The following is a 19,435-nucleotide window of genomic DNA, read 5'->3' as shown; positions in this document are numbered from 1 at the left end:
GGGGCGATCGTGACGGATGCTGAAGCAGACCGCGTGCTGGCGAGACTGCGCCGGCTGGTCGAGATCGAGTCCCCCTCGACGGACGTCGACGCGGCACGCGAGATCGCCGCGCTGCTCGCGCAGTGGTGGACGGATGCCGGTGCCTCGGTGCGTCTGGTCGATGGCACGACCGGTCCTCATCTCGTCGCCGAGGTGCGTGGCGAGGGTGCTCCGCTGCTGCTGGTCGGGCACACCGACACCGTCTGGCCGCGAGGCACTCTCGCCGGTGAGGTGCCCTGGGTGGAGGACGGCGACGTCGTCCGCGGTCCCGGCGTCTACGACATGAAGAGCGGCCTGGTCGCGATGATCGCCGCCGTGGAGCGGCTGCGGGGTCGCCGGCACCGGGCCGTGCGCGCGATCCTGGTCAGCGACGAGGAGATCGGCTCGCCGCACTCGCAGGACCTGCTGCGGGAGTGCGCGGCGGGCGTCGCGGGCGCGATCGGCTTCGAATCGCCGCATCCCGACGGCGCGATGAAGGTCGGACGGCGCGGCAGCACCCGGCTGCGCGTGCGGGTGCGCGGCCGCGCCGCGCACGCGGCGCTCGACCCGGATGCCGGGATCTCGGCGATCGACGAGCTCGTCGACCAGCTCGTGGCGATCCGGGCCGTCGTGGCCGATTCGGCACTGCAGTCGGAGGTGCTCTGCAACGTCGGGACGATCAGCGGCGGCGGGCGGGCGAATGTCGTGCCGGCGGAGGCTGCGGCCGAGATCGGGCTGCGCTTCCTGGACGGCGCCACCGAGGACCGGGTGCTCGGCGCGCTGCGCGCGCTGGTGCCGGTGCGTGCCGGTGCCGTCGTCGAGACCGTCGTGCTGAGCCACCGCCCGGCGTGGAGCCCCTCCGCGGCCGACGAGGGCCTGCTCGCGCTGGTCGCGGATGCCGGCCGCCGGATCGGTCAGCCGGTCGACGGACGACCGGCCGACGGCGCGGGCGACGCGAACCTGCTGGGCAGCCTCGGCATCCCGACGATCGACGGCTTCGGGCCGCGCGGCGGCGGAGCGCACGCCGTCGGCGAGCACGCCTCGCTGTCGTCGCTGGCCGCCCGCATCGACCTGCTCGAGGCTGTGCTCGCCGCGGTCTGACCGGCGGCTACCAGGCCCCATCGCCCGGAGCATCCGGCAGCTCGAGCCCGCGCGGGACGACCAGGTACACCGTGCGACGGCTGCGCGACCAGGTGGTGTCGAAGGCCGCCCGCGGATAGGTCCGCAGGCCCTCGGGACCGCCGGGGCTCGCCGGGTCGGCGACCAGCACGTCGCCCGACGGGGTGAAGCCGCGGATCACGACGAGGTGACCGGTGGGCGCCTCGTAGTCGGCGCCGGGGAGTTCGGTGCGGTCGGCGAAGCGGATCGACGAGACCACCGGGATGCCGGCATCCGTCAGTGCCCGCGCGTCGCGCAGCGACGGCAGCCGGGTCACCAGCGCGTCGAAGCCGAGGGTGCCTGCCACCGCGGTGTTGAACGACCAGTTTCCCGTGCCGACGTAGGTGGTGTCGTACACCGCGCGAGCCACCCACGGCACGTGCGGGTCCGTTCCGTCCGGGGCATCCGCGGGGGACTCCGGCACCTCGGCGCCCCAGGCGGTGAGCACCATCGTCAGCGACGTGGGGGAGCACCACACCGGACCGCCGCCGCCCAGGTCGTCGCGCTTCGGATACGCGCGCTGCGAGAGCGGCTGCAGCGCGGCCGCCGCGCCGACCGCACCTCCAGCCGCGTCGTCCTCGAGCGGGCCGGCGTCGGCCGGCGCGGTGAAGCTCACGGCGGCCAGGTGCAGGGGCGACGAGCCGCCGTCTCGCCCGTCGAGGGTGATGCGCAGCTGGGCGGCGTCGAACGGATGCTCCGGTGCAGCCTTCAGCACGTCCGTGTCCACGAACGGCGCGGCATTCGCGGCATCCGAGATGTCATCCGAGGCGTTTTCGGGGCTGCGACGCGCGCCCGCCTCGCCCCAGTCGGCGAGGGGGAGCCACTCCGACCAGGTAGCGTCGACATCACGTGCACGGATCTCGACGTGCGCCGCGACCCCGGCATCCGCGTTCCACGACGCGATCGCCTGATCGGCGGCGAAGCCGGGCTCCAGCACCGCGGACGTCCACGTTCGCCCCTCCCAGCCGATCTGAGGATCGGCGCGCAGGAGCCGGGTGCGCCACCTCGGCGTCGTGAGCGGGACGGTGGACGTGGTCGGAGTCGACACGGAGGCTCCCTAAAAGTTAAGACCGATGATCTGTAACGGATCATCGGTCGCTCGGTGGTGTGCTGTCAAGGCTGTGCCGATGGCCCAGTTCACATGATCGCAACGCTCCGGAAACCTGTTTCCCCAAGGCATGACACGTGTCGTAGGCTGTAGGCGCGTCAACGCAGCCGCCGAGAAACCGATCGCGAGAAGTCGAGGATGACATCGCGAGTCTCCCTTCGAAGGCAACGATCTGGTACGAATCTGTTGACCAGAGCGCTGGCGTGCGGTTCTATAACTGAATCCCCAGGGGCCGCCTCCCCACGGCTCCGCACCGAGAGAAGGACCCTGATGCGAACTCGTCACAGTAAATTCCTGGTCCGCGCCTTGTGCGTGGCGGCGGCCGCCGCGATGGTCGTCGCCCCCGCCACGGTCGCGAACGCCGCCGGCCCCGCCGGCATCCATGCCGCGGACTCCACGGCCTCGCCCTCCAAATCCGACGCGAAGACGCTGCGTGTGGCGACCTCGGGCTTCGTGGACTCGTTCAACCCGTTCACCTCGATCTACCTGACACCGACGAACATCCTGCGGTACACGTACGAGTTCCTCGTGCAGAACTCGCAGGAGGACGGCTCGCCCACGAAGGGGCTCGCCGAGAAGTGGGAGCCGTCCGACGGCGGTAAGACCTGGACCTTCACGCTGCAGGACGGCCTGAAGTGGTCAGACGGCGAGCCGATCACCTCGGCCGACGTCGCCTACACCTACCAGTCGATGATCGACGACCCGGCCCTCGGCGTCGCCAACGGCGGACTGCTCGCCAACCTCGACTCGATCGAGACGCCCGACGACAAGACCGTCGTGCTGAAGATGAAGGACCCGCAGGCGCCGAACCCCGGGGTCGAGATCCCCGTCGTGCCCAAGCACATCTGGGAGAAGATCGACAACCCCGCGGAGTACGCGAACGACAAGGACGTCGTCGGCTCCGGGCCCTTCCTGCTGGAGAGCTACAAGGCGAACCAGTCGATCGTGCTGAAGGCGAACAAGGAGTTCTGGAAGGGCGCTCCGAAGATCGACAAGATCCAGTACGTCTACTACACGAACTCCGACGCCCAGGTGCAGGCGCTGCGCTCGGGTGACGTCGACATGGTCACCGGGCTCACCTCGACCCAGTTCGAGGCGCTGGACGGCGTCAAGGGCATCACCACCCACTCCGGCCAGGGCCGCCGCTACACGGCGCTCAGCTTCAACGTCGGAGCGAAGACCCAGGACGGCACTCCCTACGGCAACGGCAACCCCGCGCTGCAGGACGAGGCCGTGCGCCAGGCGATCCGCCTCGGCACCGACACCAAGACGCTTCTCGACAAGGTGCTCGGCGGCTACGGCGTCGAGGCCACCAGCTTCATCCCCGCCTCGTACCCGAAGTGGACGCTGCCGGCGGACGACAAGGTGATCATGAAGTTCGATCCCGAAGCCGCGAAGCAGAAGCTCGACGAGGCCGGCTGGAAGGCGGGCTCCGACGGCATCCGCGAGAAGGACGGCAAGAAGCTCGAACTGCGCCTGTTCGCCGACTCGAGCGCACCTCTCGAGCAGTCCCTGGCCGAGTACTTCGTGCCGTGGATGAAGGACATCGGCATCACGATCAAGGTGGAGTCGTCCGACACCGACACGATCTCCGCCGAGACCACCAAGGGCAACTACGACATGTACGTCAGCGGCTGGAGCCAGGGCGCCGACCCCGACTATCAACTGGGCATCAACACCTGCTCGGGCCTGGCCACCAAGACCGACGGCACGGGCGGCACCTCGCAGGACGGCTGGTGCGACCCGGAGTTCGACAAGCTCTACCAGCAGCAGCACACCGAGGTCGACGAGAGCAAGCGCGAGGCGATCGTGCGCGAGATGCTGGAGATGAACTACACCGCGACCCCGCAGATCGCGACCTGGTACGCCAACAGCCTCGAGGCGTACCGCTCCGACCGATTCCAGGACTTCTCGCTCATGCCGAAGAAGGACGGCATCATCGCGAACCAGTCCGGCTACTGGGGCTACCTGACGGTCGCCGCCGTCGGTGATGAGGCCGCGGCTGCGGACAGCGGCCCGAACGTCGGCCTGATCGTGACCGGAGTGGTGATCGCCGTCATCGTGATCGGCGGCATCATCTTCCTCGTGATGCGACGCCGGAACAGCGCCGACGTCGAATGACACCCTGACCAGGATGGCGGGGGCCTGACCGGGCCCCCGCCATCTCGGCGACAGCAGAAGGAGACGCAGATGTCGAATGCGGTGCCGGCCACGGAGGCCGTCATCCTGGAGGAGCAGGGCGAGGCGCCGCGCGGCGTCCCCGCGCTGAAGTACGCGCTCACGAAGATCGGCGGTGCGCTGATCAGCCTGGCGATGGTGATCCTCCTCGGGTTCTTCGCCTTCAAGATCCTGCCCGGCGACCCTGTGGCGTCGATCGCCAAGGATCGCATCATGACTCCGGAGCAGATCGAGCAGCTGCGCCATCAGATGGGCCTGGACCAGCCGCTCTGGCAGCAGTTCCTGACCTATCTCGGAAACGTGTTCACCTTGAACTTCGGCGAGAGCTACGTGTACAAGCAGTCGGTCTCGTCGCTGATCGGCGAGTACTTCTGGAACACGATCCTGCTCACCGGCACGGCCGCGGTCATCGCGATCACACTCGGTCTCTGGCTCGGGCAGAAGGCCGGATGGCTGCACGGGTCGCGGTTCGACAAGATGACCACCGGCACCTCGCTGGTGCTGTGGTCGGTGCCGACCTTCTGGCTCGGCCTGCTGCTGCTGATGGTCTTCGGAGGGACGCTGCACTGGTTCCCCACCGGCGGGATGACCTCGCCGAATCCGCCGGATGATGTGATCGGCCAGATCCTGGACGTGATCTCGCACATGGTGCTGCCCGTGATCACCATGGTCGCGGTCGTCTACGCCCAGTACGTGCTCGTGATGCGGGCATCCGTCATGGAGGAGAAGAGCGCGGACTACCTGGTCACCGCACGGGCGAAGGGCCTGCGCGACGACCTGGTGCGCAGCCGGCACGCGGTGCCGAACGCGCTGCTGCCCGCGGTCACCCTGGTGTTCATGCATCTCGGCGGGCTGATCGCCGGCGCGGTCACCGTCGAGACGGTGTTCTCCTGGCCGGGCCTCGGCAAGCTCACCTTCGAGGCCATCCAGGGCCCTGACCTGCCTCTGCTGCAGGGCACCTTCGTCGTCTTCTCGGCGATCATCATCGTGATGAACCTCATCGCCGACTTCATCTACCGTGTGCTGGACCCGAGAGTGAGGCACGCATGAGCGCCCAGACCGCCACCATCACGCGCTCCCCGCGCAGCATGGCCTGGGCGCGACGCCGCAAGGCGTTCGGCGCCTTCTGCCGTGAATTCGCCCGAAGCCGCACCGGCATGGCCGGCCTGATCTTCCTCGTCGTCGTGATCGTCGTCGCGATCCTCGCGCCGCTCCTCGCGCCGGCATGGATGCTGGATGCCACGAAGCTCGTCGACGCGCCGCGCTTCGCGCCGCCGTCGTGGGAGCATCCGCTCGGCACCGACCACCTGGGTCGCGAGATCTGGGTGCGCATGGTGTGGGGCGCGCAGGTCTCGCTGATCGTCGGCTTCGCGGCCACCGCCGTGTCGATGTTCATCGGCACGATCGTCGGCATCGGCGCCGGGCACTTCACCGGCTGGACCGGCGGACTGCTGATGCGCATCATCGACTTCTTCCTGGTGCTGCCGTCGCTGATCCTCGCGATCGTGCTCTCCTCGGTCCTCACTCGCGGCGTGTGGACGATCGTCATCGCGATCGGCCTCACCTCGTGGGCGGGCACCGCCCGCGTGGTGCGCTCGCAGACCCTGTCGGTCGAGTCGCGCGACTACATCGAGCGCTCCCGGGTGCTCGGCGCGGGGCACTGGCACATCATCGTCAAGCACCTGCTGCCCGGCGTGCTGCCGCTCGTGCTCGCGAACACCACGCTCACCGTCGGATCGGCGATCATCGCCGAGTCGACGCTGTCGTTCCTCGGCCTCGGCGACACCACCATGCAGTCCTGGGGCTCGGTGCTGAAGAACTCGATGGACTACTCCGCGGCGACAGCAGGCTACTGGTGGTACGTGCTCGTCCCCGGCGTCGCGATCGTGCTGGTGGTGCTGGCCTTCACCCTGGTCGGCCGTGCCGTGGAGAACATCATCAACCCGACCCTGAGGAGCCGTTGAGATGCCGGATCTGACCTTCGACGACGTCTCGATCACGTACCGCACCTCGGGCCGAGGCGGCCGCGGCGAGGTGCACGCGGTGAAGAACATCTCGCTGAAGCTGCCCGCGGGCGGCACTCTGGGCGTGGCGGGCGAGTCCGGTTCGGGCAAGTCCACGCTCGCGATGAGCGTGTTGCGCCTGCTGCCGGCCAACGCGAAGCTCACCGGCCGCGTGCTCGTCGGCGACACGGATGTCACGGAGCTGAACTTCGGCGCGCTGCGCGCGCTGCGCTGGGCCGACGCGTCGATCATCTTCCAGGGCGCGATGCACTCGCTGAACCCGGTCCGCACCGTGGGCCAGCAGATCACGGAGGCGCTCGAGCTGCACGTCACGGACGCCTGGCGCACCGAGAAGGAGCGCAAGGCGCGCGTCGCCGAGCTGCTGCGCGTCGTCGACCTCGCGCCGCAGAAGATCGACTCGTATCCGCACGAGATGTCGGGCGGCCAGAAGCAGCGCGTGATGATCGCGATGGCGCTGGCCTGCGAGCCCGACATCATCATCGCGGACGAGCCGACCACGGCCCTCGACGTGATCGTGCAGAAGCAGATCCTGGAGATGATCAGCGCGCTGGTCACCGAGCGCGGCATCTCGATGCTGATGATCAGCCACGACCTGTCAGTGCTCGCGACCGCCTGCGAACGGATCGCCGTGATGCGCGACGGCGAACTGGTCGAGGTGGGGGAGTCTCTGCGGGTGTGCCTGCAGCCGGAGCATCCGTACACGAAGCAGCTCGCCGACGCGTTCCCGACCATCGGCGATCCGGCGTCCCGCCTGAACCCGGTGACCCGGCGCGAGCGCCCGGCGGATGCGGCCGAGAAGCAGGGGCTGACCGACGAGGTGCTGCTGCAGGCGAAGGGGCTGAACGTCACCTTCCACGGCCGCGGCCGGTCGCTGCGGGCGGTGAAGAACGTCGACCTCGAGGTGCGCCGAGGAGAGATCCTCGCGCTGGTCGGCCAGTCCGGCTCTGGCAAGACGACCCTGGCGCGCACTCTCGTCGGACTGCAGCACGCGGACGAGCCCTCGTCCGTGCGGTTCCGAGGACAGGATCTGCCGCGCGGCGGAAAGGCGCTGCGCGCGTTCCGCAACGAGGTGCAGATGGTGCTGCAGGATCCCACAGCGGCGCTGAACCCCAAGCTGAGCATCTACGAGTCCGTCGCCGAGGGGCTGCGCGTGCAGCGCTATCCCGGCGACGAGGCCGAGCGGGTCGCGCAGAGCCTGACGGATGCCGAGCTGACGCCGCCGGAGCGGTTCATGACGGCGATCCCGCAGGAGCTCTCCGGCGGGCAGCGTCAGCGCGCGGTGATCGCCGGGGCGCTCGCACTCGGCCCGCAGATGCTCGTCGCCGACGAGCCGGTCGCCTCGCTGGATGCCTCGGTGCGCGGCGAGATCCTCGCGCTGCTGCTGTCGCTGCGCGATCGCCTCGGGCTGAGCGCCCTGGTCATCACGCACGACCTCGGGCTGGCGTGGAACATCGCCGACACCGTGGCCGTGATGCTGGAGGGCGAGATCGTGGAGTACGGCACCACCGAGCAGGTGCTGCTGGACCCGCAGCACGACTACACCAGGCGCCTGCTCGCCGCGGCTCCGACGATCGAGCGGACCGGGGCATGAGCGGTACGGCCGTGGCAGCGGACCGGCACGCGTACCTGACCCAGGCTCCGCTACAGGCGGGGGACCGGGTGCACTTCATCACGCCCTCCGGCCTCGGTGACGCCGAGAGCCTGGAGCGCGCGGTGGGGTACTACCGCGACTGGGGACTCGAGGTCACCGTCGGCGAGCACGTGCTGCACCCGCATCCGCGGGCGAAGTACCTCGCAGGGCCGGATGCCGGGCGCCGTGACGATCTGGTCGACGCCTGGCTCGATCCGGATACCGCCGCTGTCGTGTGCGTGCGCGGCGGGTACGGGGCGATGCGGCTGCTGGACGGGATCGACTGGGACCTGATGCGCGGGGCCGCGCTGCGCCGTGACGGAAGGCCGAAGCTGCTCACCGGATCATCCGACATCACCGCGCTGCACGAGGCCTTCCGCGTGCACCTCGATGCGCCGACGCTGTTCTGCCCGATGCCGGGCAACGACGTGTTCCGCGACTCGGAGGTGATCCGCGACGACGTGCATCGCTGGCTGTTCGAGCCGTGGGGCGGGCGTGAGATCGTCGGGCCCGCGACCGAGGTGATGGTGCCGGGCAGCGCATCCGGCCGGTTCACCGGCGGCAACCTCGCCCTGCTCGCGGGCGCGCTCGGCGCGCCCGAGTCGGCGGTCGCGCCCGGCGGCATCCTGTTCCTCGAGGACATCGACGAGGAGCTCTACCGGCTGGACGGATTCCTGAACGCCCTGGTGCGAGCGGGGCGCATCGCCGCGGCATCCGCGATCGTGCTCGGCTCGTGGCACAACTGTGCGGAGCTCGACGGGGTGAAGGCGCTGATGACCGAGTACTTCGCCGAGCTCGGCAGGCCGGTGCTCTGGGAACAGGGCTTCGGGCACGACCCGAACGCGCTGAGCGTGCCGATGAACGTGGACGGTGCGCTGGAGGCCGGGGATTCCGGCATCCGGCTCGTCGTCGGAGAGGAACTGCGATGACGATAGAGCTGCCGGAGCTGGACGAGCGGGTCACCTGGTCGATCCGGGTCGTGGACACCGAGACCGGCGCCGTGCTCGCCGAGCACACGCCGGACCAGCAGTGCGAGACCGCGAGCATCGGCAAGATCTTCTTGCTGATCGAGGTGGCGCGGCGGCTCGCCGAGGGATCACTGTCGGCGGATCAGGTCGTGCCGATCCCCGCGGAGCACGTCGTCGAGGACTCCGGGCTGCTGTACCGGATGCGGGATCAGCGCGTGTCGGTGTGGGACGCGGCCCTGTTCGTCGGAGCGTTCAGCGACAACCTCGCCACCAACGCGCTGATCGCGCTGTGCGGGCTGGAGGAGGTGCGCGCGGTCGCCCCCTCACTCGGGTACGAGGACACCGCGCTGCACGACTACATCCGCTCCGAGCGCACGCCGGACCTGCCGTGGACGCCGTCCTTCGGCACCGGCGCCGAGCTCGCCGACGTGATGCGCCGGCTGGGCGCGGGCGACGTGATCTCGCCCGAGGTGAGCGAGCAGGTGCTCACCTGGCTCGCCGCGAACGCCGACACCTCGATGGTCGCCGACTCGCTGCTGCTCGACCCGCTCGCGCACGTCGAGCCCGAGTACCAGGACATGGTGCTGCGTCACAAGACGGGCAGCACGTCGTTCGCACGCATCGACACCGGGCACCTCACCGGCCCTGCAGCGACCGTGGCGTACGCCGTGGCCGCGAACTGGAAGGGCAGCGAGGCCGACCTGCGCGCGCCGGTGATCGACGCGATGCGCGCGATCGGCGAGCAGTTGAGGGCGCACGTCACCGGTCTGGCCCGCGACGACGCCGCGCTCTGAGCTGTGACCCACGGCGTTAGCATCGACGGATGACTCGGAACGGACGACTCGGTGTCGGCATCATCGGCGCGGGGCGGGTGGGGCCGGTGATCGGCGCCGCACTCGCCGGAGCCGGGCACGCGATCACCGGGATCACCTCGGGTTCGGATGACGACCGGGCGGCCGCGGTGCTGCCCGGAGCGGAGGTGCTCGAGGCATCCGAGGTCGTGCGCCGCAGCGAACTGGTCGTCCTCGCGGTGCCGCACGACCAGCTGCCCGACCTCGTCGCGGGTCTCGCCGCGACCGGCGGTTGGCAGATGGGCCAGCTCGTGCTGCACACCGACCCCGAGTACGGCATCGAGGTGCTCCGCCCGGCAGCCGAGCGCGGGGCGATCCCGCTGGCCGTGCATCCCGCGATCTCGTTCACCGGCACCACCGTCGACCTGCGGCAGCTCCAGGCGTCGTACGCGGCGGTGACCGCGCCCGCGGCGGTGCTGCCGATCGCGCAGGCGCTCGCCGTGGAGCTCGGTTGCGAGCCGGTCGTCGTCGCCGAGGAGGATCGCGCGGCGTATGCCGAGGCGATCGCCACGGCATCGGAGTTCTCCCGCTCGATCATCGGGCAGGCCACAGGGCTGCTGCGCGGCATCGGCGTGGAGAACCCCGGTGGCTATCTCTCGGCGCTCGTGCAGTCCACGGTCGAGCGCGCGCTGCGCGAGGCATCCGATCCCGCGCCGGACGTCAGGGACCTCTGATGGAGATCAGCCACCTCGAACCCGTCTCCGGCCTGGCCTGGAGCGTGTTCCGAGGTGGGCGCGAGGAGGTCCTGCGTGCTCTCGGCCGCGAGCATGCCGATGCGATCCGCGCATTCCGCGGCCTGCCGGGCGGCACCTGGGAGGCGCAGGTGCGCCGAGCGGACGGCATCGCAGAACGGCTCGACGCGGTCATCGCGTCGACGAGGCGGCTGCTGCCCGTCGAATCGCAGGAACTCGCCTGGATCGCCGAGGGCGCGGGCATCTCGGAGCGGGACATGTGGGCGCGCAATCTGCGCGGTGACCTGGGCAGGGACGGCACCGGATGCAGCGACCTCGCGCTGACCACGGATGCCGGTGTGCTGATGGGGCACAACGAGGACGGCGACGGCGAGCTGCACGAGGAGATCCGGCTGGTCACCCTCGACATCGAGGGAGATCCTGCGGTCACCGCCGTCTGGTACCCGGGGATGTTGCCCTCGAACGCCTTCGTCACGACGACGGCAGGTCTCGCGTTCGGGATGGACCACGTTCCCGTGGTCACTGCGAACACCGACGGTGCAGGACGGCACTTCGTCGCCCGGCACGCGCAGCGCCGGCACAGCGGTGACGCGGCACGCGTGGTGCTGTCCAAGGTGCCGTGCGCCGGCGGCTTCGCCTTCGACGTCGCGGATGCCGGCGGGCGGGCCGATCTCATCGAGAACGCCGGAGGCCGGGTGGCCCGCGCGTCGGGCGCCTATCGGCACACGAACCATCTGCGCCTGATCGACGGCAGTGCCGACGGTCTTGCCGTCCCCGACGACGACGAGTGGCTGCAGGAGAGCAGGAACAGGTTGGGCGTGCTGAACGGATGCGGGACACCGGCGACCGCGGACGAGGTGTTCGCGGCGCTGCGGACCCCCGGCGTCCTCGGTCGCTCCGATGACATCTGGACCTTCGTCACCGCGGTGGTCGACACTGCGGCTGACGAGGTGCTGCTCGCCGGGAGCGGGGAGCCGTGGCGCGGCCGGTGGAGCGCGTTCGCGCGCGGAGAGCGGGTGCCGCTGTGACGATCGGATTCGAAGAGCTGGAGCAGGAATTCCCCGGACTCGCCGTGTCGGCGCTCGCCGCGGACATCGACACCGGCGCGGAGCTGTTCCGGCACCATCCCGACCGCGTGCTCGACACGGCGAGCGTCGGCAAGATCTTCCTGCTGCACCGTCTGCTGACCGAGGCGGAGCAGGGCTCACGCAGCCTCGACGACCGCGTCACCCGTCGCCCGGTCGAGCAGTTCGACAACTCCGGCATCTGGTACCTGCTGCAGCAGGACACGCTGTCGCTGTACGACGTGGCGGCGCTCATCGGCGCGACCAGCGACAATGCCGCGACCAACACCCTGTGCCGGGTGATCGGACTCGACACGGTGCAGGCGCACACGCGCGAGCTCGGCTACGCGCACTCCGGGCTCGACGACGTCGTGCGCTGGCCGCTGCCTCCGGGCGCCCCGCGCACGCTGTCGCACGCGAACGCGGAGGAGATGGTGCGCTTCGTGACGCGCACCGCGCGGGGCGATGACCTCGACGCCTCCTCGCGCGACCTGCTGCAGCGCTGGCTCGGGGCCGGGATGGATCTGTCGATGGTCGCTTCGGCGTTCGGGCTCGATCCGCTCGCGCACTATCTCTTCGACCGTGACCTCTGGCTGTGGAACAAGACCGGCACGATCAGCACCGTGCGCGCCGACGTCGGCCTTGTCATGTCGCCGGAGCGGCGCCTGGCCTACGCCGTGCTGATCAACTGGGAGCGTGGCGCAGCCGCCCGCGATCGTGCACTCGAGGTGATGCGGCGCGCGGGCCTCGTGCTCCGCGCGGAACTCGAGCGCTGAGCCGAGCGGGGCCGGACCGGATTCCCGGCACGGCCCCGCTGCGGTCATCGCGCTACTTGACGACGGTCAGGGATTCTCCGGTGCATCCCTCGCAGCCGGTGAGCACGGCGCGCGCGGCCGATCCGTCGACGGTCAGGGCGACGGTGTTGTTCCGGTCTGATCCGGGCTTCGCGACCGGGCCGGTGATCCGCGCGGACACCGTGATCCGCACCGTGCCGTCGGCGGGGATGTCGCCGGTCCAGGTGGCGGTGGCGCCCTTCAGCGTCACCTTCCCGGAGCCGGCGCGCACGGTCACCGGGGCGGTGTTGTCCGACACATCGGACAGGTCGATCTTCACCGTGGCATCCTTCACCGCGGCATCCGACGCCTTCGCCGTGACCGTCCAGGTCACCGGGGTGCCGGGCCGGACCTCGGAGCCGGCCGCCGGCGACGACGATGCCTCGAGCGTCCACTCCGGGGTGCGAGGCGCCTGGAACACGGGTTCGGCGCCGAAGTACGGAGCATGGCCGAGGAACCGCAGGTAGGGATCGAAGGATGCGAACGAGTCGACCTGCTGCGGCGAGTTCCACACGGTCTGCGCGAACAGGCGCAGGCGCGGCATCAGGGTGTTCGTCAGCACCGATTCGGGCGCCCAGCCGTGCGCGTCGTCCCAGATGGGGAAGAACTGCCCTGCGACATCGTCGCGAAGCTCAGGCTTCGCCTCGTACGGAGCACCCCAGCCACCCGAGAAGGTGTACGGGTTGCTGTAGTTCTTCCAGGCGTACTCCGGCAGCGGGCGGTTGATGACCGAGCCGTTGCGGGTGTCGCCCGAGGTGAGGTCGGCGGTGCCCATGGTCGGCCAGAGGTCGTGGTACAGATCGGAGGAGGAGCCCACCACCTGACGGCCTTCCGCGAGCAGGTCGTTCGCGTCGACGGAGCCGTAGATCTCGGCCCAGAAGATGACGGTGATGTCCTTGTCCAGCGGAACGATCTTGTTTCGTCCGTTGAGCTGGTCGTTCCACACCATGGTGTGCCGGCCGGCATCCTTCAGTGCCTTGTTGACGTAGTTCAGGAACCAGGCGTACGAGTCACGGGTGGTCGCCGCGGCGTTCCCGGTCTCGGTGCGGATCCAGTCCTGCAGCACCGTCTGCGAGTCGAGGGCCATGAACTCGTCGGCCCCGATGTGCACGTACGGCGACTGGAACGTCTCGCCCATCTCGACGGCCACGTCGGCCAGTCGCTTGCGGACGTCCTCGCGGGAGTAGTTGTACGCCTCGCCGGCCAGCATGTAGCCGGGCTCGGGGAACACCTTCGCGTCGAGAGTCGCGTGGGCGGGCATGTCGAACTCGGGGATGATCGTCACGTGGTACCGCTTGGCGAATGACACCAGGTCGGCGATCTCGGCCTTCGACCAGGAGCCGCCGTCGGGCAGGTGATCGACCAGCTCGGGGAACACGTCGCTCTCCACACGGAGGCCCTGGCCGTCCTTCACGCGCAGGACCATGGTGTTCATGTTCGTCCAGGCGAGGTCCTTGATCTGGTCCTTCAGCCACGCGATCGAGTAGTAGCGCCGACCGGAGTCGACCTGCAGGGCGCGGAAGCGCATATCGGTCCAGTTCACCGCGGTGCCGGCGGGGAGGGTCGTCGCCCCGGTTGCCGCCTTGGTGCTCTGCAGAGCCTGCCCGAGTGTGCTGAACGCGTACAGCACTCCGGCCTCGCCACCGGCGGTGATCACGATGCCGTCCGTCGTGGACTCGATCGCGTACGCCTCGTCCGAGAGCTTCCGGGCGTTGGCCGGTGCGTCCGCGGGGATCGGGACGTCGCCGAGCTTCACGAACACGCTGTTCCTACCGGCGGGAGCGGTGCCGACCGTGAGTGTCGCGTCGTCGGTGACGCCCAGCTCGCGCAGGCTCGCCGTGCCGAGGTCCGCCTCGTCGGTGATCCTGTCGGCGGATGCCTCGTCCACGACGATCCGCTGCACCGAGCCCTTCCAGGAACCGTTGTCGGGGGTGAAGCTCTGCACGGCGGGGATCGTGACCGGGTATCCGTTCGCACCGAGCGGCGGGGCCTCCCAGCCGGCCGGCGCCTGCTGCGGCTTCTCGGCGGGACCGACCTCGGTCACGGTGAAGTCGTCGCAGTACGCGGGGGAGGTGTTGCCGCCCACGAAGCAGAAGGCGTTCAGCTCGGTGGTGCGCGGACCGGTGGTGATGGTCGTCTTGTATGTCGACCACTGGGTGCCTCCGCCGGGCGTGGTGATGCCCGCCGCGTACTCGCCTCCGCCGTCGCCGCGGGCCAGGCCGCGGTAGTAGGGCGCGTTCTCGGTGTCGAAGATGCCCCAGCGGATGCCCTGGCCCTTCAGCGCGACCGAGAACTCGTAGGTGGTGTTCGGCTTCACACCGGTCACCGTCTTGTTGACCATGCCGCGGTCGACCCCGGTGCCGCGCACCGGGAGGTTGCCGTCGATCGGGGTCTTGCTGGTCGCGTCGGCGTAGGCCAGGCCGATGCGGGCGGCCGTTCCGGTGCCGTCGGCGCCGGGAGTGACCAGCGCGGCGTGGTTGTGCTGGGTCTGCGCGCCCCATTGCCCCGACTCGAACCCGCCGTCGACGACGACCGGGCCTGTGCTGGCGTCGGCCGCCTGGACAGCGGCCGGGGCGATCAGCAGTGCTCCCGCCGCCGCGAGGCATGACGCCATCGTCAGAATCCGTCTCTTGTGCACGTCCTCGTACTCCTTCCGAGTGCCGCGGGCGCGGCTCGCCGGTAGATTACCCGGTTAAGTGAACAGGAGTAAAGGGCTCTTCCCGAACCTTTTCCGCGTCGCTTTCGAGTTCGCAGGCGCGCACGCTACATTCGCAGGGTGACGACGCCGGGACCACGCCAGCAGCGGCTCACCATGCGTGACCTCGCCGCGGAGCTCGGCGTCTCTCATGCCGCGATCTCCTACGCGCTCAACGGCAAACCCGGCGTCGGCGACGAGACAAGGGCGCGGATCATCGAGGCCGCGGGCAAGCGCGGGTGGCAGCCGAACATCGCGGCGCGGGCTCTCGCCGGGCAGGGGACGGGGTCGATCGGCCTGGTGCTCGCGCGCGGCGCCGACGAGCTGGCCAGGGACACGTTCTACCTGCGGTTCATCGCGGGCATCCAGTCGGAGCTCTCGCCGCGCGGTCTGACCCTCACCTTCCAGATCGCGGAGTCGCTGGAATCCGAGATCGACGTCTACCGGCTCTGGGCGGCGCAGAGCCGCGTCGACGGCCTGATCGTGGTCGACCCGCGCCTGGACGATCCCCGGCCCGAGGTGCTCCACGCGCTCGGCACGCCCGCCGCCCTCGTCGGAGGGCGCGAGCACGCGGAGGGCGACATCGCGGTGGTGGGCGCCGACGACGGATCGCCGATGGCGGCGCTGGTGCAGATGCTCGTCGCCCGCGGGCACCGCAGGATCGCCTACGTCGCCGGCCCCGCGGACTTCGCGCACGCGATCGTGCGCGCCGACTCGTACCGGTCGACGATGACCGAAGCAGGACTCATTCCGCTGTCCGTCATGCACACCCGCTACGGCGCCGACGAGGCGGCGGATGCCTGGCGGATGCTGCGCTGTGAGGACCCGACCGCGATCATCGCCGACAACGACCAGCTCGCGGTGGCCGTGCTCGGCAGCGCCCGTGCCGACGGGGTGGCGGTGCCCGAGGATCTCAGCCTCGTCTCGTGGGAGGACTCCCCGCTGTGCGAGGCGACGACGCCGCAGATCTCGGCGCTCTGGCGCGATCCGTTCGCACTGGGCCGGAGGGCGGCGGCGGCGATCATCGCGGAGATCACGGATCACGCCTCCGAGGTGATCGCGATCGAGCCGGCGGTGCTGCGTGACCGCGGCAGCATCGCGGATGCGGCGCCCTCGGCCTGACCCCGGTGGAGCCCGAACGGGCCCCGCGGGACGCACAGGGGTGCGCCGGTAGACTGGAGGGCGACTTTCGAGGAGCCCGCACATGACCGACGCGACCGCAGCCGCGCCCACTGACGACACCGCCGAGGCGGACGACACCTTCGAGCAGCGCGAGGTGCGCCTCGCCAAGCGCGACAAGCTGATCGCCGAGCGTGCGGATGCCGCCGGCGGGGCGTTCCCGGTCTCCGTTCCGGTGACGCACACCATCCCCGCGCTTCGTGCCGAGTACGGCGAGCTCGAGGCCGGCGCCGAGACCGGCGTCATCGTCGGCGTGGCAGGCCGCATCGTGTTCAGCCGCAACACCGGCAAGCTCTGCTTCGCCACGCTGCAGGCCGGAGACGGCAGCCGTATCCAGGCGATGATCTCGCTCGCGAACGTCGGCGAGGAGTCCCTCGCCGCGTGGAAGGAGCTCGTCGACCTCGGCGACCACGTGTTCGTGCACGGCGAGGTGATCTCCAGCCGTCGCGGCGAGCTGTCGATCATGGCCGACGACTGGACCATCGCGTCGAAGGCGATCCTGCCGCTGCCGAACGTGTACGGCGAGCTCAGCGAGGAGGGCCGCGTGCGCAGCCGCTTCCTCGACCTGATCGTGCGCGACCAGGCCCGCACCACGGTGCGCGCCCGCGCCGCGGTGAACGCCAGCCTGCGCGCCACGTTCACCAGCCATGATTTCCTCGAGGTGGAGACTCCGATGCTGCAGGTGCAGCACGGCGGGGCATCCGCTCGTCCGTTCATCACGCACTCGAACGCGTTCGACACCGAGCTGTACCTGCGCATCGCGCCGGAGCTGTACCTGAAGCGCGCCGTCGTCGGCGGCATCGAGCGCGTCTACGAGATCAACCGCAACTTCCGCAACGAGGGCGCCGACTCCACGCACAGCCCCGAGTTCGCGATGCTCGAGGCCTACCAGGCGTACAGCGATTACAACGGCATCGCCGACCTCACCCAGGAGCTCGTGCAGAACGCGGCGATCGCGGTCGCGGGCTCCACCACGGTGACCTGGGCAGACGGCACCGAGTACGACCTGGGCGGCCAGTGGGACCGCATCTCGATGTACGGATCGCTCTCCGAGGCGGCCGGTCGCGAGTTCACCCCGCAGGACTCGCTGGCGGACCTGATCGCGTTCGCCGAGGCGAACGAGGTCGAGCTGCCGCCGCACGCCACGCACGGCAAGCTGATCGAAGAGCTCTGGGAGCACTTCGTCAAGCCGGGCCTGGTGCGTCCCACCTTCGTGATGGACTTCCCCGTCGACACCTCTCCGCTGGTGCGCGACCACCGCTCCATCGAAGGCGTCGTGGAGAAGTGGGACCTGTACGTGCGCGGCTTCGAGCTGGCCACCGGCTACTCCGAGCTGGTCGACCCGGTCATCCAGCGCGAGCGCTTCATCGAGCAGGCCAAGCTGGCCGCGGGCGGCGACCTCGAGGCGATGCGCGTCGACGAGGAGTTCCTGCGCGCACTCGAGCACGGCATGCCGCCCACGGGCGGCATGGGCATGGGCATCGACCGTCTGCTGATGGCCGTCACCGGCCTCGGCATCCGCGAGACGATCCTCTTCCCGCTGGTCAAGTAGCGCCCGCCGGGCCGAGCAGCGCGGCGCCGGTCATCCGGCCCGCGCCGCGAGGCGCTCTCCGCGCGCCATCAGCCACATCGGCAGCAGCGCGGCCTCGAGCACGCGCAGCAGCAGGCCGGTCAGGCCGTGCTCCGGGTCGATCTGCTGCGACATCCGCAGGTAGGCGTCGGCGTGCGTCGACCTGCCCAGCGCCCACGACAGCCAGGCGGCGGATGCCAGGGCGCCGGGCTTCAGGTCGCGCGGCGCGCAGGCGACGGCGTACCGCACGACGTCCAGCGCCCCGCGCAGTCGGGTCGGATCGGGGTCGCCGGCGCGGCCGAGGAAGATGTCGCCGATCTCGTCCGGCGTCGCGGCACCGTGCTGCGCGTGCCCCAGTTGCGCATCGAAGGCGCGCATGCCGGTGGCATGATCGCTCGCCCACTGCACCAGCACGGCGTCGCGAAGCGCGGGGCGGTGCAGACACCAGAGCAGCGCGGCGCACGCGAACGGCGGCGGATCCTCCTCGCCCTCCAGCAGCATCTCGGCGAACGCGGGGATGTCGTCGAGCATGACCGCCGCGCCGATCGCCTGCGGGTTCTCATCTGCGCCGAGCTGTGCGCCGCCGCACCGCAACCGTTCCAGCACGGCGTCCAGATCGTGCAGCGCCATACCGACCCGCTGGCGTGCGGCGAAGTCGGCCTGCGGCAGCTCGGTGCCCGTGTGCTGGTCGGCCGCGACGTCGACGCCGGGCAGATCGGGCGCCGCGGGAATCTCGGAGAGCGGGTGCAGCGCGGGTTCCCGATCGAGGTAGTCGCTCCACCCCGACGGCAGCATGCACAATGCCTCGACGATGCGGAACCCCGCCTCGTGGGCGCTGCCGAGCAGATGCTCGACGAGCAGCGACTGCGGCAGCACGAGACCGTCGCGCGTGGGAGTGGCATCCTCATCGGAGTAGACGACCAGCGCGATCGCGTCGCAGCCGTGCACCTGCCCGATCAGGTCGAGCACCGCGTCGACGAAGTCGCAGGGATCGTCGCCGCCGGGCGGAAGATCCATCCGCAGCACTCCGGGTGCGCGGGTGCCGTGGAACGGCAGCAGCACCAGGCTGCGGGTCGGGGTGCAGCCCGCGAGCGCGGGGACGAGACTGAGCAGTTCTGCGGCATCCGATGCCTTGATGATCGTGTCCATCCCCTGAGGGTGCTCGGATGTGCGGGTCCCGCTTCGGCGTGAAGACCCGCCCTGTGCAGCATCCGCGCGGATACCCCCGGTGGGGAGGGAGGGTGGAACACGCGTACGATGGAGGGGTGGACAGCTATTGGACTGCAGTGATCTGGTCGATCCTTCCGACCATCGCCGTCTGCCTCGTGTTCTACTTCGTGCTGCGCGGCATCCTGCGCTCCGACCGCACCGAGCGCAAGGTGCACGCCGAGATCGAGGCGGAAGAGCGCGCACGGCGCGGCCTGCCTCCTCGCGCCTCCTGACGGCGTCCCAGCCAGCCGCTACGCT

16 protein-coding genes are annotated in these 19,435 nt (G+C 70.1%); 13 read left to right on the top strand and 3 right to left on the bottom strand.

Annotation, left to right across the window (positions count from 1 at the left end):
• The first annotated feature begins 9 nt into the window (after positions 1 to 9).
• Entirely contained in the window at positions 10 to 1,119 is a 1,110-nt protein-coding gene (locus ACFVAE_RS08310; protein ID WP_378890216.1) for a M20/M25/M40 family metallo-hydrolase, read from the top strand.
• Positions 1,120 to 1,126: 7 nt separating this feature from the next.
• On the opposite strand, the gene ACFVAE_RS08305 is transcribed toward ACFVAE_RS08310, so the two are convergent.
• Complete coding sequence (locus tag ACFVAE_RS08305) at positions 1,127 to 2,224, bottom strand: C39 family peptidase (protein WP_378890214.1); 1,098 nt, start codon at positions 2,222 to 2,224, stop codon at positions 1,127 to 1,129.
• A gap of 330 nt (positions 2,225 to 2,554) precedes the next feature.
• Here ACFVAE_RS08305 and ACFVAE_RS08300 point away from each other — a divergent pair, with 330 nt between their 5' ends.
• From ACFVAE_RS08300 to ACFVAE_RS08260, 9 genes are all read left to right on the top strand, one after another.
• Positions 2,555 to 4,405 carry an ABC transporter substrate-binding protein gene (locus ACFVAE_RS08300; protein ID WP_378890212.1) on the top strand — a complete coding sequence of 617 codons (1,851 nt, stop codon included), beginning with the start codon at positions 2,555 to 2,557 and terminating at the stop codon, positions 4,403 to 4,405.
• 69 nt (positions 4,406 to 4,474) lie between these two features.
• Complete coding sequence (locus ACFVAE_RS08295; protein WP_378890209.1) at positions 4,475 to 5,512, top strand: ABC transporter permease; 1,038 nt, start codon at positions 4,475 to 4,477, stop codon at positions 5,510 to 5,512.
• Complete coding sequence (locus tag ACFVAE_RS08290; protein WP_378890206.1) at positions 5,509 to 6,426, top strand: ABC transporter permease; 918 nt, start codon at positions 5,509 to 5,511, stop codon at positions 6,424 to 6,426. Before ACFVAE_RS08295 ends, ACFVAE_RS08290 begins: the two co-directional genes overlap by 4 nt.
• 1 nt (position 6,427) lies before the next feature.
• Complete coding sequence (locus ACFVAE_RS08285; RefSeq protein ID WP_378890203.1) at positions 6,428 to 8,077, top strand: ATP-binding cassette domain-containing protein; 1,650 nt, start codon at positions 6,428 to 6,430, stop codon at positions 8,075 to 8,077.
• Positions 8,074 to 9,045: an LD-carboxypeptidase gene (locus ACFVAE_RS08280; protein ID WP_378890200.1), complete on the top strand. Its 972-nt coding sequence runs from the start codon at positions 8,074 to 8,076 to the stop codon at positions 9,043 to 9,045. Before ACFVAE_RS08285 ends, ACFVAE_RS08280 begins: the two co-directional genes overlap by 4 nt.
• A complete protein-coding gene (locus ACFVAE_RS08275; RefSeq protein WP_378890198.1) occupies positions 9,042 to 9,878 on the top strand; it encodes a serine hydrolase in 837 nt (278 codons plus the stop codon). The genes ACFVAE_RS08280 and ACFVAE_RS08275 overlap by 4 nt, the downstream gene beginning before the upstream one ends.
• Before the next feature lie 29 nt (positions 9,879 to 9,907).
• The gene (locus tag ACFVAE_RS08270; protein ID WP_378890195.1) at positions 9,908 to 10,609 is read left to right on the top strand and encodes a DUF2520 domain-containing protein; all 702 of its coding nucleotides are present in this window, start codon (positions 9,908 to 9,910) and stop codon (positions 10,607 to 10,609) included.
• Positions 10,609 to 11,655 (top strand): C45 family autoproteolytic acyltransferase/hydolase, encoded by a 1,047-nt coding sequence (locus ACFVAE_RS08265; protein WP_378890192.1) that lies wholly within the window; start codon positions 10,609 to 10,611, stop codon positions 11,653 to 11,655. Before ACFVAE_RS08270 ends, ACFVAE_RS08265 begins: the two co-directional genes overlap by 1 nt.
• Positions 11,652 to 12,467 (top strand): serine hydrolase, encoded by an 816-nt coding sequence (locus ACFVAE_RS08260; protein ID WP_378890190.1) that lies wholly within the window; start codon positions 11,652 to 11,654, stop codon positions 12,465 to 12,467. Before ACFVAE_RS08265 ends, ACFVAE_RS08260 begins: the two co-directional genes overlap by 4 nt.
• 52 nt (positions 12,468 to 12,519) lie before the next feature.
• On the opposite strand, the gene ACFVAE_RS08255 is transcribed toward ACFVAE_RS08260, so the two are convergent.
• Positions 12,520 to 15,138, bottom strand: a complete 2,619-nt coding sequence (locus ACFVAE_RS08255; protein WP_378890188.1) for a family 20 glycosylhydrolase — start codon at positions 15,136 to 15,138, stop codon at positions 12,520 to 12,522.
• A 162-nt stretch (positions 15,139 to 15,300) separates the two neighbouring features.
• Here ACFVAE_RS08255 and ACFVAE_RS08250 point away from each other — a divergent pair, with 162 nt between their 5' ends.
• Together ACFVAE_RS08250 and lysS are read left to right on the top strand one after the other, a co-directional pair.
• Positions 15,301 to 16,341 (top strand): LacI family DNA-binding transcriptional regulator, encoded by a 1,041-nt coding sequence (locus ACFVAE_RS08250; RefSeq protein WP_378890185.1) that lies wholly within the window; start codon positions 15,301 to 15,303, stop codon positions 16,339 to 16,341.
• 82 nt (positions 16,342 to 16,423) lie between these two features.
• Positions 16,424 to 17,950 (top strand): lysine--tRNA ligase, encoded by a 1,527-nt coding sequence (gene lysS, locus ACFVAE_RS08245; RefSeq protein ID WP_378890183.1) that lies wholly within the window; start codon positions 16,424 to 16,426, stop codon positions 17,948 to 17,950.
• A gap of 30 nt (positions 17,951 to 17,980) precedes the next feature.
• Here the strand turns inward: lysS and ACFVAE_RS08240 are convergent, their stop codons facing one another.
• Entirely contained in the window at positions 17,981 to 19,117 is a 1,137-nt protein-coding gene (locus ACFVAE_RS08240; RefSeq protein WP_378890180.1) for a DUF4192 family protein, read from the bottom strand.
• A 116-nt stretch (positions 19,118 to 19,233) separates the two neighbouring features.
• Between ACFVAE_RS08240 and ACFVAE_RS08235 the strand changes: the two genes are divergently transcribed.
• Positions 19,234 to 19,410: a hypothetical protein gene (locus ACFVAE_RS08235; protein ID WP_378855446.1), complete on the top strand. Its 177-nt coding sequence runs from the start codon at positions 19,234 to 19,236 to the stop codon at positions 19,408 to 19,410.
• The last annotated feature ends 25 nt before the right edge of the window (positions 19,411 to 19,435 follow it).

Source organism: Microbacterium sp. NPDC057659 (assembly GCF_042799915.1).
Taxonomy (GTDB): domain Bacteria; phylum Actinomycetota; class Actinomycetes; order Actinomycetales; family Microbacteriaceae; genus Microbacterium.
Note: the sequence above shows the minus strand (reverse complement) of the source record. Positions and strands in the feature narration are given on the sequence as shown.